The sequence below is a fragment of the Rubrivirga marina genome, assembly GCF_002283365.1.
GTDB lineage: Bacteria > Bacteroidota > Rhodothermia > Rhodothermales > Rubricoccaceae > Rubrivirga > Rubrivirga marina.
In genome coordinates this window covers 122,084-136,046 of record NZ_MQWD01000005.1, presented here as the reverse complement: position 1 = coordinate 136,046, position 13,963 = coordinate 122,084, and the positions used below count along the sequence as shown (strand labels likewise).

The window sequence follows — 13,963 nt, the reverse complement described above, 5'->3', positions numbered from 1 at the left end:
CGCTCCGCAGCGGGGTAGGCACCGGGAGAGGGCGTGGTGGAGCCCTCCGGCCGCCGCACGGCCCCGGCCGCAGGCGTCACATCGCGTCGTAGATCGCGCGGTCTACCAGGCGCACGGTCTCGCCCGGACGCAGGCACGCCACCTCGTTCATGCGGTGGGGGTGCCACACCGCCACCTCGCGGCCGGCCACGACGAGACGGTTGAGGCACCGGGAGACGCCGACGGTGTCGGGGGCGCAGTCCTCGTCGGTGAGAACTCGCGCCTCTACGGCAGAGGGCGGGACGACGCCCTCGACGAGGGTCACCGCCAGCACGCCCGGCTTGTGTGGGAGGCGCTCGGCGTCGGGCGTGACGAGCACGGCGCGGGGCTCGGCGGGCCGGGCGCGGGCGGTCCTGTCGGGGGCGGGAGCGTCGTTGGTGCCCAGGAGGAGCCAGGCGACGGCCGCGACGAGGAGACCGAGAAGGAGGAGGCGTGTGATCCGGACGCGCATGGGTCGGTCGGGGCTGCCGAGGCTCCTCCGTGAGGGCAGGCAACAGAGGGCGCCTCCCCGAAACGACGCCCCAGCGTGGAGGTCGATCTGGTGCCTCCAACATCAGGCAACGCACCCGTACGGAACCTGAGTGCGCCCTTAAAATCCACTCAGGTCGCCCGCTGAATCGTCGGGGCTCGGGGGAAGCCCTGTCGTCGAGACGCTGGCGCGGCGCGGTGGCGCCGGGTCCCACACGGCGACGCACCGGCCTCGTGGGGGCACCTTAAAAGACGCTCAGGTTCCCGCAGCCGGTCGATCCGATCCGCCCACAGTGGGTTTGCAGGGGTAGACCCCGCTTGCGGTTTCGGCCCCGCCGCCGAGTCCCCTCTCCCCTCTCCCGACCCTACACCTACCATGTCTTACGGACGGTTCTTCGCCATGATCGCCGCGTCGACGCTGGCGATGTTCATCCTCATGTACTCCACGGTGTTCAGCCTAGACCACGTCTGGTTCAGCAGCACGAAGACCCTCATGGCGATCTACATGGGCGCCACGATGGCCGTGATCATGCTGGCGTTCATGCTGAAGATGTACAGCGACAAGAAGAAGAACGTCGCCATCTTCGCCGGGAGCGCCGTCGTGTTCATCGCGGCGCTCTGGGTGTTCCGGGCCCAGGCCGTCGTGGGCGACGTGGCGTGGATGGAGCAGATGATCCCGCACCACTCGCTCGCCATCCTGACGAGCGAGCGGGCCAACATCTCGGACCCGCGCGTCCGACGACTGGCCGACGAGATCATCCTGGCCCAGCGGCGCGAGATCGCCGAGATGGAGGCGCTCATCGGCGACCTCGAGGGCTCCGACTACGAGAGCGCGGACCTGGAGCCGGACGTCCCCCCCGTCGAGGGCGGGTCGGTGGACAAGACCGGGCCGGTCCCCGGCGCCCCGGCCCTCTTCACCTCGGGCGCCCGGCTCGTCGGCGACGTCCTCGTCGTGGACTCGGTCAAGGTCGTCTCCGACGGGTGGGTCGTGGTCCACCCGGCCGGCGGCGACGGCGGTCCGGACGTGTCCCGGGTCCTCGGGCGCGCGTTCGTCCAGCACGGGACCACGGAGCGGGTGCCGGTCGACCTCGGCGGACCGGTCTCGTCTGGCACGGCGCTCGCTGTCATGCTCCACGACGACACCGGCGAGATCGGCCGGTTCGAGTTCGGGGGCGCTGGGACGCCCGACCAACCCCTCGCCGAGGGGGGCCGCCCGGTGACCGAGTCCGTCGTGGTGCGGTAGCCCTCCTCGACGTCCCCCCCCTCTCATCAGCCCCTGAGGTCTCCCCATGAAGAACGTCACGAGACCGGCCGCCCGACCGTGAACCCGCCCGCGAAGCTGACCTCGGCCTTCGAGCCGGTCTGCCCCGGCCCGGCGGGGGCGAAGGAATGGATGCACATGGTGTTCTCGCTCCAGACCGGGATGGTCTGCCTCCCAGTCATCGAGAACTGCGCCGTCTTCCGGTCGGGGCAGGCGTTCTACCGCGCAGGGCTCCCGTTCTGGGGCAGCGCCGCCGACGCGGCGGCGATGGGGCCGGGCGAATCGCACGGGTCCCTCCGCGCTCTCAAAGGGCACTGTGTCGAGAGCGGGTTCGGCCTCGTCTCGGAGGACGGGCGTGTCGCCCTCCTCGACCCCACGGCGACCCCGCTCGTCCTCGACGCCGTCCGCGCCAGCAGTCGCGCTGCGGGCATCCGGCTCCGCGTCTTGCGGGAGCCGGACGGGGAGGCGATGTCCACGACGCGCGTCGAGGAGGTCACCCGCTGAGGCTCTCTCGCGTCGGTTCCGCTCTCCCCTCACTCTGGCCCCTTATGTCCCGCACCGACGTCCCCAACCCCTCCCTCTGGCTCGCCACCGCCTCCGGCGTCGGGTACCCCGCCCTCGCCCCCGACGAACGGGTCGAGGTGGACGTCGCCGTCGTCGGTGCGGGGATCGCTGGTCTCACGACGGCGCTCCTCCTCAAGCGGAGCGGCGCGCGCGTGGCCCTCGTCGAGGCGGGCCGCGTCTGCGCCGGCGTCACGGCCTACACGACGGGTAAGGTCTCCTCGCTCCACGGCCTCACCTACCGCGAGCTCCGCGCGGACTTCGGCGCGACGACGGCGCGCATCTACGCCGAGGCGAACGAGGCGGCGATCGCGCTCGTGGCCGGGTTCGTGGACGAGCTCGGGATCGAGTGCGACTGGCGGCGCGGGCCGGCCTACACCTACACGACCGACGAGAAGACGCTGCCCCGCGTCGAGGAGGAGGTCGAGGCGGCGCAGGCGGCGGGGCTCCCGGCCTCGTTCACGACCGAGACCGAGCTCCCGTTCGAGGTCCTCGGTGCGGTCCGGGTCGAGGGGCAGGGGCAGTTCCACGCCCGGCGCTACGGGCTCGCGCTCGCCGCGGCCGTCGACGGCGACGGCAGCCGGGTGTTCGAGCACAGCAGGGTCGTGGACGTCGACGCCTCGGCCGGGGTCTGCACCGTCGAGAGCGGCGGGGCCGTAGAGGCCAATCAGGTCGTCCTTGCCACGCAGATCCCGTTCCTCGACCGGGGCGGGTTCTTCGCGAAGGTGTCGCCGTCGCGCTCCTACCTCCTCGCCGTCGAGGTCGGGGACGAGGCCCCCGTCGGGGCGCCAGAGGGGATGTACCTCGGCGTCGGCGGCCAGACGCGGACGCTCCGCAGCGCCGAGGGCGGGCGCTACCTCGTCCTCGGCGGGGCGAGCCACAAGGCGGGGCAGGAGCCCGACACGACAGGGTGCTACGACGAGATCGAGCGGTGGGCGCGCGAGCACTACGCGGTCGAGACCGTCGCCTACCGCTGGAGCGCGCACGACTACGTCCCCGTCGACGGCCTGCCCTACGTCGGGAAGCTCCCCTTCGGGGACGGGCGCGTGTGGGTCGCGACGGGGTTCAACAAGTGGGGGCTGTCGAACGGGACGGCCGCCGCGGCGATCATCGCCGACGGCATCGCCGGCGTGCCGAACCTGTGGGCCTCGACGTTCGACGCGAACCGCGCGGAGTCGGCGGCGACGTTCGTCGAGGAGAACCTCAACGTGGCCGCCCGCTTCGTCGGCGACCGCATCCGGCACCTCGTGGGGAAAGACCCCGCCGAGCTAGGGCCGGACGAGGGGGCCGTGGTGGACGTCGGCGGCGAGCGCGTCGGGGCGTACCGCGACGCGGAGGGGCAGCTCCACGCCGTCTCGCTCACGTGTACCCACCTCGGCTGCCACGTGACGTGGAACCCGGCCGAGCGCTCGTGGGACTGCCCGTGTCACGGCTCGCGCTTCGACGTGGACGGCCGCGTGCTCCACGGCCCCGCCCTCCAGCCCCTCGAGCGGAAGGCGCTCGGTGGAAGCGAGGCGCGCTAGCTCGGCGCTCCCCCGTCTGCCCTGAGGCCGTCGGGGGAGCGCCGGGGGCTTAGGCCATCGCGCCCTGCGGCATCGCGCTCAGGAGCGACTGGCAGGCCTTCGAGCACTCGCGGCAGCACTCCATGCACACGCGGCAGTGGTCGTGCATGTCCGCGTGCTTGGCGCACTCGTCGGCGCAGGCGTCGCATGCCACGCGGCAGGCCTCGAGCTGAGACCGGAGGAGTTGGGTGTTCGGCTCGGTCATCCGCGAGACGGCCCGCCCCGTCGTCGCGCAGATGTCGGCGCAGTCGAGGTTCGTCCGGATGCAGTACGTCAGGTCCATGTCCGAGTCCTCGCCGAGGCAGGCGTCAGCGCAGCTCGTACAACACTGCTCGCAGGCGAAGGCGGCGTTGACGAGGGCGACGATGGCGTCGAGGTTCTGGGACGGGTTCGGGTGGGTGGAGAGGATGTCCTGGGTGCGCATGGGAGCGTGAGGTGTGGGATGAGAGGGGACCCGCAGAGTGTGCGGAGCGACGATCTACGGTCGGCGCTTTCACGGCCGACCGCCCCAGACGTTCGCGTGAGTCACCTGAAATCGGGCTCAGGTTTCCATCAGCGATCGCTCTCTCGGGGCCGCCACCGGGCCGCTCCGGGGTCGGGGCGGCGCTCCGGGGTCAGGACGAGCTCACGGGCCAGTCGTGGCCGGTTTGTCGGACGACGGCCCAGAGGATCCGGCGCTGGTCCGCGCGGTCCTGGTTGGCCGCGAGGAGGGCGCGGTCGGCGTCGGCCGCGGCGCGCGGGAGCCCGCCCGCCGTCGGCGGGGGCGGGGCGTCCTCGGACGGGCTCGCGAGCATGTCCCGGACGGTGCCGAGGTAGTCGTCGAGCGCGCCCTCGACGGCGCCGAGGGCGACCGGGTCGGGCCGGGCCGCCTCGGGGAGCCCGTGGCGGAGGAGCAGGAGCGCGTCGCTGAGCGCGGCGAGGCGGGGGGCCAGCGCCGTTCGGGGCCCGTCGCTCTCGAAGTAGTGGAGGACGGGGTAGACGAGGTGGCGCTCGGCGTGGAGCGTGAGGTCCGAGGCGACGGCCTCGAGCTGGCGCTCCAGGCTGGACCCCGGGCCGCGCGCGCCGCCCGCGACCTCGGCGCCCGTCGAGCCCAGCGCGTGGATCCGCCCGGCGAGCGAACGCTTCTCCGCGACCGCCTGGACGACGGGGAGGACGTAGGTGATGGCGAGGGTGACGAGGAAGAGGCCCGTGAACGAGGCCACAGCCGTCAGAACCTGCCACGTGGCGCCGACGGGGACGTAGTCGCCGATGCCGAGCGTGAAGGCCGTGAACCCGACGAAGTAGACGCGGGCAGGGAGGTCGGCCGGCACCTTCGTCGTGGCGTCGACCACGGCCCCCTCGACGCTGGAGAACACGAGGGTCCACCCCGCCCACAGGAGGAGGGTCCACGCGACGGGGATCGCCGCGAGGGCGACGCCGCCGGCCGCGCGGCGCGGGAGGCCGTGGGCGGGGCCATGCCCGAGGAGGGCCCAGACCCCGGCCGAGAGCGCGCTCGTGAGGGGAGCCCCGCCTTGCGCCGAGAGGGCCGTCTTGAGGCCGTCGTAGAGGGCGACCAGGACGAGGGCCGTGCCGAGAGCGGCGAGGAGGGCGGGCATGGGGCGGGGGTCAAGCGGCGGGGCGTCCGCCCTCGCGCAGGAGGCCGTCTAAACGGGTCCGGGCCGCCCGGGCGGCCCACGCGCCGGCCGCCGCGCACTCGCGCCGGGCCTCGAAGTCGAGCGTGTGGATGGCCCGGGAGAACCGGGGGCGCAGGACCACGTCCGCCTGCGCGAACCGGGCCTCGGCGTGGGCGCGGCTCGTGATGACCGCCGCCCGTTGGAGCGCGGTGTACCCGTTGTCGATGGACGGCGCCGCTGCCGACTGGCCGACGTCGACGGCGACCACCCGCGGCGGGCCGAGGTCGCGGGCGAGGTCGACGGGGGCGGGGTCGGCGTAAGCCCCGTCCGCGAGGAGGAGCCCGTCGCGGTCGAGCGGCGGGAGCACGCCCGCGAGCGCGGAGCTGGCGTAGACGGCGTCGGCCGCGTTCCCCTCACGGATCACGTGCCGCCGCCCGCCTACGAGGTCGGTCGCCGTAATCGCCACCGGGAGCCGGGCCTCGGCGAGGTCGCGCCCCTCGGTGAGCACGTCGAGCGCGCGTCGCCCCGCGTCGTAGGCCGGGACGCCGACGCCCCACCCGGTCACGAGACGGACCGCGAACTCGGCCCCGAGGCGGCGCGCGCGGAGCCGGGCGAACAGCGAGCGCTCCAGTTCGTCGCCCGGCGGGAGCGGCGGCGGGAACGCCCGCGTGTCGAGGGCGAGCACGGCGTCGTACCAGTCGTCGCGGAGGGCGTAGGCCGCGGTCACGGCCGCCCCCATCGACACCCCGACGAGGGCCGAGGGCCAGAGCCCGTCGGCCTCGAGCGCGCGGATCACGCCGACGTGGGCGAACCCGCGCGCGCCGCCGCCGCCCAGGAGGAGCGTGAACGGGCGGTGCGGGCGCGTTCGGGGCGTCGAGGCGGCACGGGCAGGCGGGCGGACTCGCAAGGGCGGCGTTCAGGCGTGGAGCTGCCCGCCGGTGACCTCGACCAGCGAGCCGGTCACGAACGAGGCGTCCTCGGCGGCCAGGAACACGAAGGCCGGCGCGAGCTCCTCGGGCTGGCCGGCCCGGCCCAGCGCGTTGTCCGAGTCGTAGCCCTCGACCATGTCGGGCTCCATCGTGGCCGGGATGTTCGGGGTCCAGACCGGGCCCGGGACGACCGCGTTCACGCGGATCCCGCGGTCGGCCAGCATCAGCGCGAGGCTCTTCGTGAACGTGTGGATGGCGCCCTTCGACGCCGTGTAGTCCAGCAGGAACGCCTTGCCCGTGAGCCCGATGATGCTCCCGGTGTTGATGATCGCGCTGCCGGCCGAGAGGTGGGGCATGGCCGCCCGCGTCATGTAGTACGTCCCGTAGAGGTTCGTCTTGACGGTCCGGTCGAACTGCTCGGGCGTCACGTCCTCGAACGCCCGCTGCATCATCTGGTACGCCGCGTTGTTGACGAGCACGTCGAGCCGGCCGTAGGCCGCGACCGTCTGGCGGACGGCCTCCTCGCACTGGTCGGGCTCGCGGACGTCGGCCTGGACCGTGAGGCACCGGCCGCCCTTTCCCTCGACGAGCCGCTTGGTCTCGGCCGCGTCGTCGAGGCGCTGGTCGTTGAGGATCGCCACGTCGGCGCCCTCCATGGCGTACGCGATGGCGACGGCCCGGCCGATCCCGCTGTCGCCGCCCGTGATGAGCGCGGCCTTGCCCTTCAGCTTGCCAGCGGGCTTGTAGTTCGAGAGGTCGGAGTCCGGGGGCGGGTCGAGGTCGTCCTGCGACGCGGGGTAGGCGTATTGCTGAGCGTGGATGTCGTCGGGGCGCGGGCGGCGCTCGTCGGAGGCGGAGGTGCGGGCGTCGGTCATGGGAGGGGACGTCAGTCAGGGGAGGCGCTAGTCGACACGGAGGCGGCGGGCGTTGACGGCGACCACGACCGTCGACAGGCTCATCAGGACGGCGCCGACGGCGGGGCTGAGCACGACGCCCCACGGGGCGAGGACCCCGGCCGCGAGCGGGATCGCGACGACGTTGTAGCCGGCGGCCCACCACAGGTTCTGGACCATCTTCCGGTATGTCGCGCGGGCGAGCGCGATCACGCGGACGGCCGCGCGCGGGTCGCTTTCCACGAGGACGATGTCGGCCGTCTCGACGGCCACGTCCGTCCCGGCCCCGACCGCGAGGCCGACGTCGGCCGTCGCGAGGGCCGGTGCGTCGTTGACGCCGTCGCCGGTCATGGCGACGACGTGGCCCTCACGCTGGAGCTTTTGGATCTCGGCGCTCTTCCCGTCGGGGAGCACCTCGGCGATGACCCGGTCGATCCCGAGCTGGCGGGCCACGTGGTCGGCCACCTCCCGCTTGTCGCCCGTGAGCATGACGGCCTCCAGGCCGAGCTCGTGGAGGCGGTCGATGGCCTCCCGGCTCTCGGGCCGGACGATGTCGGCGAGCGCGAGCGCTCCGAGGGGACGGGCCGTGGCGCCGTCGCCCTCGACGACGTAGACGACCGTCTGGCCCTCCCGGCCGAGGCGGTCGGCCGACGCGCGGATGGAGTCGGGGAAGCGGACGCCCTCGGCCTCGATGGCCCCGGGGCTGAGGATCTGGACGGTCCGCCCCCCGACCGTCGCGCGGACGCCCTTGCCGGTGATGGCCTCGAAGTCGGAGACGTCGGGGAGCCCCAGCCCGCGGTCCCGTGCGGAGCGGACGACGCCCGCCGCGATGGGGTGCTCGCTCCCGCCCTCGACGGCGGCGGACAGCGCGAGCAGCTCGGCCTCGGCGACGCCCGGGGCCGGGAGCGTCTCGGTGACCCCGAACCGGCCCTCGGTCAGCGTCCCCGTCTTGTCGAACACGAGCGTGTCGAGGTCGCGGGCGCGCTCGAACGCGGCCCGGTCGCGGACGAGGAGCCCGTTCCGGGCCGAGATCGCCGTCGAGACGGCGACGACGAGCGGGATGGCGAGCCCGAGCGCGTGGGGGCACGCGATGACCATGACGGTCACGGCCCGCTCGATGGCGAACGCGAGCGGCCCGTCGGACAGGAGCCACCAGCCGAAGAACGTGAGCGCGCCGACGGTGATGGCCGTGATGGTGAGGTAGAAGGCCGCGCGGTTGGCGAGGTCCTGCGTCCGCGACTTCGACGCCTGCGCCTCGCGGACGAGCGTGACGACCTGGTTGAGGTAGGCGTCAGCACCCGTCTTCGTGACCTCGACCGTCAGCGCGCCGGACCCGTTGACCGAGCCCGCGATCAGCTCGTCGCCCACGCCCTTCTCCACCGGCACCGACTCGCCGGTCAAGGCGGCCTGGTTGACGGCGCTCCGGCCGTCGACGACGGCGCCGTCGGCGGGCACCTTCTCCGACGCCTTGACCAGGATCGTATCGCCGGGGCGGAGCTGGTCCGTGGGGACGTCCTCGACCTCGCCCGAGGCCGTGAGCCGGTGGGCCTCGTCGGGCATGAGCCGGGCGAGCTCCTCGAGCGCGCGGCTGGCCCCCATCACGCTCCGCATCTCGACCCAGTGCCCGACGAGCATGAGGTCGACGAGGGTCGCCGTCTCCCAGAAGAAGAGGTTGCCGTCGAGGCCGAGGACGACGGCGACGGAGTACACGAACGCGACGGTGATCGCGAGGGCGACGAGCGTCATCATGCCCGGGCGCCGCTCCGCCAGCTCATCGCGGGCGCCCGCGAGGAAGGGCTTGCCGCCGTAGAGGTAGACGACGCTCGCCAGCGCCGTGAGGACCCAGACGTCGCCGGGGAACCGCCACTCGACGCCGGCCCACATCTGGAGCATCGGGCTGAGCGCGAGGATGGGGACCGTGAGCGCGAGGCAGACCCAGAACCGGCGCTTGAAGTCCTCGACCATCATCGCGTGGTGGTCGTGGTGCCCCCCTCCCCCGCCGCCCATCTTGGAATGGTCCATCTTGGAATGGTCCACGCCGTCGCTCGGGGCCGGGCCGTGGTCGGCGGCCTCGTGGGCGTGCTCGCGGGCGTCGTGCTCTTCGACGGGGCCCTCGCGGCCGTCGTCATGGGACCCGTGGGGTCCCTCGTGGGCGGCCTCGCGCAGCTCGGCCTGCTTGAGGCCGGGGAGGTCGGCGGGGTCGTGCTCGTGGTCCATCGGGCGGGGCGGCTCGTTCCGGAGCGAACGCCGCTCTGGCTCCCAGGGTCGCGCGCTAACCTTAAATGGCGTTCAGGTTGCCCGCCCCGAACGCATGTGGCTGAGGCCGAGGGCCAGCCCGGCCGCCGCCGCCGCGCCGAGCACGTGCAGGGCGTGCGGGAGCCCGCGCGCGTAGAGGGCGTCGTCGAGCCGGGCGGTGGCCCGGAGCAGCGCGGGCTTGTGCTGCGGCTGAACGACGACGTCGGGCTCAAAAACGCGGGCCGCCCGTCGACCGCTCTCGACCGCGCCCTCGATGCTCCAGATGTCGGCCTCGGTCTCGGTGTGGGCGCCCGCGAGCACGAGGTTGGGGACGGACGTGGCCTGGGCGGGGCGGTGCGCCCGCGTGTTCGTCGTGGTGACCCACTTGGGCTGATCGGGCGTGATCCCGTCCGGGGAGAAGTGCCACTCGGGCCAGACCTCGGTCCGGAGGACGGGGAAGTCGCGGAGCCCGCGCCCGTCGTTCGCCTCCCGGATCATGAGGTCGAGCGCGTCGGACGCGTAGATCTGGGCGAGGACCTCGTCGAGGAACTCGTCCTCCGTGCAGGTCCGCAGCGGCTTGCCGTGGACCGGGCCGGGCACGGTCGACACGCAGGCCGTGCCGGTCCAGAGCGACCGGACGCCCCGGCCGAGGTCGACGCTGGCGGGCCACGCCTGCTCGTTGGCGAAGAGCGTGACGTTGAACGCGGAGTCGGTGAGGGCGATGGCCGTCCGCTCGCGCGGCCACGCCATCCGCTCGTCGAACGCGATCCGGAACGAGACCTGGGTGTGGGGGCCGTCCTGGACGAGGGGCCGGAACTTCGCGAGCTGCTCGTCCCGCGCCAGCTCCGGCGTCCGGGCCACGACCTCGGCCGCCGCGAAGGGGGTCGTCGCCAGGACGTAGACGTCGGCCTCGACGGACGTGCCGGCCCCCACCGTCGCCCCGCTGACGCGCCCGCCGTCGACGTGGAGCTGGTGGAGCGGCGTCTCCCAGTGGAACGCGACGCCACGGCGGCCGAGGTCGGCGACCCAGCGGTCGAACCACCACTCGTTGCTCGGCCCGCGCAGGAGCGACCAGCCGCCGCCCGGCTCGTGGGCCCACGCCGGGCCCTCGGCGTCGGCCGGGTGCGGATGCCGCGGGCCGGACCGGACGTTCCGGCCGAAGAACAGCCCGACGTGGTGGAGCGAGGCGTACGGCCAGTCCGACCCGATCCAGGGGCCGAAGAGCGCGCGCCACGTGGCGTGCCCGACCGTCGACATGCGGGGCTCCCAGTAGGCCGCGGCGTTCGTCCGCGCGTAGCGCTCCCTCGACCGGGCGTTCGCGGACCACGCTTTGAGCAGGCCCCACCCCAGCGAGAGCGTGTCGCGGGCGGTCATCCGGAACGCGCGGGGCTTGTCGAACAGGCCGTCCATGTCCAGATCGTCGTCGGCCGTATCGGTCACGACGGCGTACTCCACCGGCCGCGAGAGCACGCGGTCGTAGAGCGTGCCGTCGTCGTCGAAGGGGATCTGCCGGAGGAGGTCGAACGTGTTGTGGTACCACGGGCCGAACCCGTGCCACGAGTACTCGGTGGGCAGATTGTCCTCTGTGCGTCGGGCGCTGCGGAAGAAGCCGCCCGCCGAGCCGTTCCGCTCGTAGACCTCGACGCGGTAGCCCCGCCGGACAAACTCGTGGGCTGCGCTGAGGCCGGCGATGCCGGCGCCGAACACGACGACCTTTCGGGACACTCCGGGGTGGGGGCAATGGGTGACGGGGCCCTCCACGCCTGCGGCGGAGGGTGTCGGATGGGCGCACCTCCGGCTCGGGGGGTGGGCCTACAGGACCTGGCGAGGCCGACGCGGCTAGCGGGCCGACGACCAGTGGACGGCGGCGACGCGCCAGCCGTCGGGGGTCCGCTTCATGACGAGCAGCTCGGCCATCTCCACGTCGCCGAGGCGCTGCGTGGAGGCGACCCAGGCGGCGTCCCCGGCGACGCCGGTGCGGCGGTAGAGCGGCTCGGGCGCGGTGCCGGACAAGAACTCGGCGTCGCGGGCGAAGTGGTGCGAGAGGTACTCGGCGCGCGACTCGTGGCCGCCGCCTTCCAGGACGACGGCGTCGGGCGCGAGGAGCGCCTCCATCGCGGCGCGGTCGCCCGCGGCGAGGGCGGCGTGGAAGCGGTCGGCGGTGGCCGAGGCGGCGAACTCGGCCTCGCCGACGGTCGGCGTGGCCGGGCGCTCGTCGCCGTTTTGGACGCCCGCGTTGCGGCGCTGCATCGCGACGCCCTCGGCGTGGTCCATGCCCGCCATCTGCGAGTGGTCCATCCCTTCCATCTGACTATGGTCCACCGAACCGTGGTCCATGCCCTCCATCTGACCGTGGTCCATCGAGCCGTGGTCCATCTGGCCCATGCCCGGCATCCCGCCCGGCATGGCCTCCATCATCCGGCGCATCTCGGGGTCGGCCATCATGCGCTGGTGGACGGCGGGGGTCGCCATGAGACGGGCGTGGGCGGCCTGCATTCGGGCCATGAACGCGGCGTGGGCCTCCGGCGTCATGGCCTGCATCCGCTCGCGCATCCGGGCCATCATGGCGGCGCGGGCGTCGGCGTCCATGGGCATCTCGTGGTCCATGCCCTGCATCTGGCCGTGGTCCATGCCCGAATGATCCATCCCAGGCATCACCTCGGCCATGAGCGCCTGCATCTCGGCGTCGGCGCGCATGGCGGCGTGGATCTCGGGGTCGGCCATCATGCGCATGTGGAGCGCCATGAGGGCGTCGTGGTCCATCGCGGCGCGGTCCATCCCCTGCATTTGGGAGTGGTCCATCTGCGAGTGGTCCATGCCGCCGTGCTGCTGGGCGAGGGCGGCGGGGGCTGCGAACAGCACCGTGACGAGGAGGAGAGAGCGTTTCATGACGGTAGGGGAACGGGGTACGAAGGGGCGACCGCGCGGTGGGCGCGGTCGCGGAGCGGGAGGTCAGCGAGCACGGGGAGACCCTGGATGATCGCGGCGATAGGGAAAGCCGCAGCCTGCGTGGACGGCGCCAGCACGAGCACGACGACCATGAGACCGTTGAGGGCGGCGGCCACGCCGTAGAGCGCTTTTCGGCCCCGGCCCTCGACGGCGAGGGCGCTCGCGGCGAACCCGGCGGCGCCGAGCGCGAACCAGAGGTGGTAAAAGCTGGCGTCCTGGTCGAGGCTCGCGAGGAGGCCGTCGCCCTCCCCCGCGGCGGTGCCCACCGCGGCGCCCTCGCCGTGCCCCCCCCCGGTGCCCGGGTGCGTGCCCCCGGCGAGGACGACGTAGGCGTTCTGGGCGAGGCCCGCGAGGACGAGCCCGACCCAGACCCACCCGTGCGCGCTCGCGCCGGGACCGCGGGCGAGGACGGCCGACAAGGCGATCGGCACAGCCATGAGCCCGGCCCAGAGGGCGACGATCGTCGCGTGGACCTCGAGCCCGAAGAGGCCCCGGTCGGCGGCGCCGAGCGCGGCCGTCGCGAGCCACCCGACGGTCGTGGTGAGGCCCCAGGCTGCGAGGAGGTGTTGGCGGGTCATGGGCTAGCGCCAGAGGCGGATGCCGAAGACGACGTTGGCCTCGGAGGCCGAGCCGCCCTCGGCGCGGGCGAAGTCGGCGGCGGCCCCGTAGCGCTGGGTCCAGTTCACGCCGACGTACGGGGCCACCTCGCGGCGGACCTCGTAGCGGAGACGGAGGCCGACCTCGGTGTCGTTGAGGCCCGACCCGACGCCCCAGTCGGCCACCTCCTGGAGCGCCGCGTTCACCTCCAGCCGGGGCTGGGCCACGAGCCGCTGTGTGAGCAGGAGGTCGTAGGACCCGACGAACCGGGCCGAGAGATCGCCCGCGGCCGAGAGGAACACGGCGGGCTCGACCTCGAAGAAGTAGGGCGCGAGCCCCTCGAGCCCGACGACGAGGTGGGGCCGGGCGCGGACGTCGCCGTCGCCGAACTCGGTGTCGAGCCGGAGGCCCGCCTGGGCCTCGAAGTACGACGTGATGAGGCGGCTGTAGAGCGCCTGGCCCTCGACCTCCCCCTCGGCGTCGGCGATGAGCCCCTCGCCCTCGCCCTTGATGTAGAGCCGGGTGTAGTCCGTCCCGATCCGGTACAGGCCCTCGACGCGGGCGGGCACGCCGGAGGCGGCCGGGGCGGCCTCGAAGAGGTCGAGGAGCGCGAGGGAGTAGAGGTTCTGGTCGGCCGCGGCGACGGCGCCGGGCCGGAAGTCGGGGTACTCCGGGAACGGCGGGGCGTCCTGGGCCGAGGCCGGGGCGCCGGCGGCGAGCGTCAGTAGGACGGCGACGAGAACGAGGGGGACGGTTCGGAGCATCGGAGAGGGTCGATCGGGAGCAGAAGGGGCCGCCCCCCTCCCCGTCGCTCGGAGGGTCGGGGGGCGGCGTCGGGCGGCCGGAGGTGGGGCCG

Annotated in this window: 13 protein-coding genes; 3 read left to right on the top strand and 10 right to left on the bottom strand. The window is 73.5% G+C overall.

Translation table 11 applies throughout. The features are described 5' to 3' along the window. Positions 1 to 76: 76 nt before the first annotated feature. A complete protein-coding gene (locus BSZ37_RS20775) occupies positions 77 to 490 on the bottom strand; it encodes a hypothetical protein (protein WP_095512597.1) in 414 nt (137 codons plus the stop codon). A gap of 393 nt (positions 491 to 883) precedes the next feature. On the opposite strand from BSZ37_RS20775, the gene BSZ37_RS20770 reads away from it, so the two are divergent. The 3 genes from BSZ37_RS20770 to BSZ37_RS20765 all read left to right on the top strand — a co-directional run bounded on the left by BSZ37_RS20770 (position 884) and on the right by BSZ37_RS20765 (position 3,852). Beyond that, positions 884 to 1,750 carry a DUF305 domain-containing protein gene (locus tag BSZ37_RS20770; protein WP_095512596.1) on the top strand — a complete coding sequence of 289 codons (867 nt, stop codon included), beginning with the start codon at positions 884 to 886 and terminating at the stop codon, positions 1,748 to 1,750. Positions 1,751 to 1,906: 156 nt separating this feature from the next. Beyond that, positions 1,907 to 2,272, top strand: coding sequence for a hypothetical protein (locus tag BSZ37_RS22260; protein WP_218830613.1), 366 nt, complete (start codon positions 1,907 to 1,909; stop codon positions 2,270 to 2,272). A gap of 44 nt (positions 2,273 to 2,316) precedes the next feature. Then, positions 2,317 to 3,852: an FAD-dependent oxidoreductase gene (locus tag BSZ37_RS20765; RefSeq protein ID WP_179299808.1), complete on the top strand. Its 1,536-nt coding sequence runs from the start codon at positions 2,317 to 2,319 to the stop codon at positions 3,850 to 3,852. A gap of 49 nt (positions 3,853 to 3,901) precedes the next feature. On the opposite strand, the gene BSZ37_RS20760 is transcribed toward BSZ37_RS20765, so the two are convergent. The 9 genes from BSZ37_RS20760 to BSZ37_RS20720 all read right to left on the bottom strand — a co-directional run bounded on the left by BSZ37_RS20760 (position 3,902) and on the right by BSZ37_RS20720 (position 13,871). Beyond that, positions 3,902 to 4,315: a four-helix bundle copper-binding protein gene (locus BSZ37_RS20760; protein ID WP_179299807.1), complete on the bottom strand. Its 414-nt coding sequence runs from the start codon at positions 4,313 to 4,315 to the stop codon at positions 3,902 to 3,904. 190 nt (positions 4,316 to 4,505) lie between these two features. Further along, the gene (locus tag BSZ37_RS20755; protein WP_095512594.1) at positions 4,506 to 5,486 is read right to left on the bottom strand and encodes a potassium channel family protein; all 981 of its coding nucleotides are present in this window, start codon (positions 5,484 to 5,486) and stop codon (positions 4,506 to 4,508) included. A gap of 10 nt (positions 5,487 to 5,496) precedes the next feature. Next, positions 5,497 to 6,411: a patatin-like phospholipase family protein gene (locus BSZ37_RS20750; protein WP_095512593.1), complete on the bottom strand. Its 915-nt coding sequence runs from the start codon at positions 6,409 to 6,411 to the stop codon at positions 5,497 to 5,499. Positions 6,412 to 6,420: 9 nt separating this feature from the next. Continuing rightward, on the bottom strand, positions 6,421 to 7,308 hold the full coding sequence (locus BSZ37_RS20745; protein ID WP_095512592.1) for a glucose 1-dehydrogenase: 888 nt from the start codon (positions 7,306 to 7,308) through the stop codon (positions 6,421 to 6,423). Positions 7,309 to 7,335: 27 nt separating this feature from the next. Then, positions 7,336 to 9,543 (bottom strand): copper-translocating P-type ATPase, encoded by a 2,208-nt coding sequence (locus BSZ37_RS20740; RefSeq protein WP_218830612.1) that lies wholly within the window; start codon positions 9,541 to 9,543, stop codon positions 7,336 to 7,338. Positions 9,544 to 9,615: 72 nt separating this feature from the next. Further along, positions 9,616 to 11,286, bottom strand: coding sequence for an FAD-dependent oxidoreductase (locus BSZ37_RS20735; protein ID WP_218830611.1), 1,671 nt, complete (start codon positions 11,284 to 11,286; stop codon positions 9,616 to 9,618). Positions 11,287 to 11,400: 114 nt separating this feature from the next. Further along, positions 11,401 to 12,450: a DUF4440 domain-containing protein gene (locus BSZ37_RS22255; RefSeq protein ID WP_179299806.1), complete on the bottom strand. Its 1,050-nt coding sequence runs from the start codon at positions 12,448 to 12,450 to the stop codon at positions 11,401 to 11,403. Next, entirely contained in the window at positions 12,447 to 13,088 is a 642-nt protein-coding gene (locus tag BSZ37_RS20725) for a hypothetical protein (protein ID WP_095512590.1), read from the bottom strand. Before BSZ37_RS20725 ends, BSZ37_RS22255 begins: the two co-directional genes overlap by 4 nt. A 3-nt stretch (positions 13,089 to 13,091) precedes the next feature. After that, positions 13,092 to 13,871, bottom strand: a complete 780-nt coding sequence (locus BSZ37_RS20720; RefSeq protein ID WP_095512589.1) for a copper resistance protein B — start codon at positions 13,869 to 13,871, stop codon at positions 13,092 to 13,094. Positions 13,872 to 13,963: the final 92 nt, after the last annotated feature.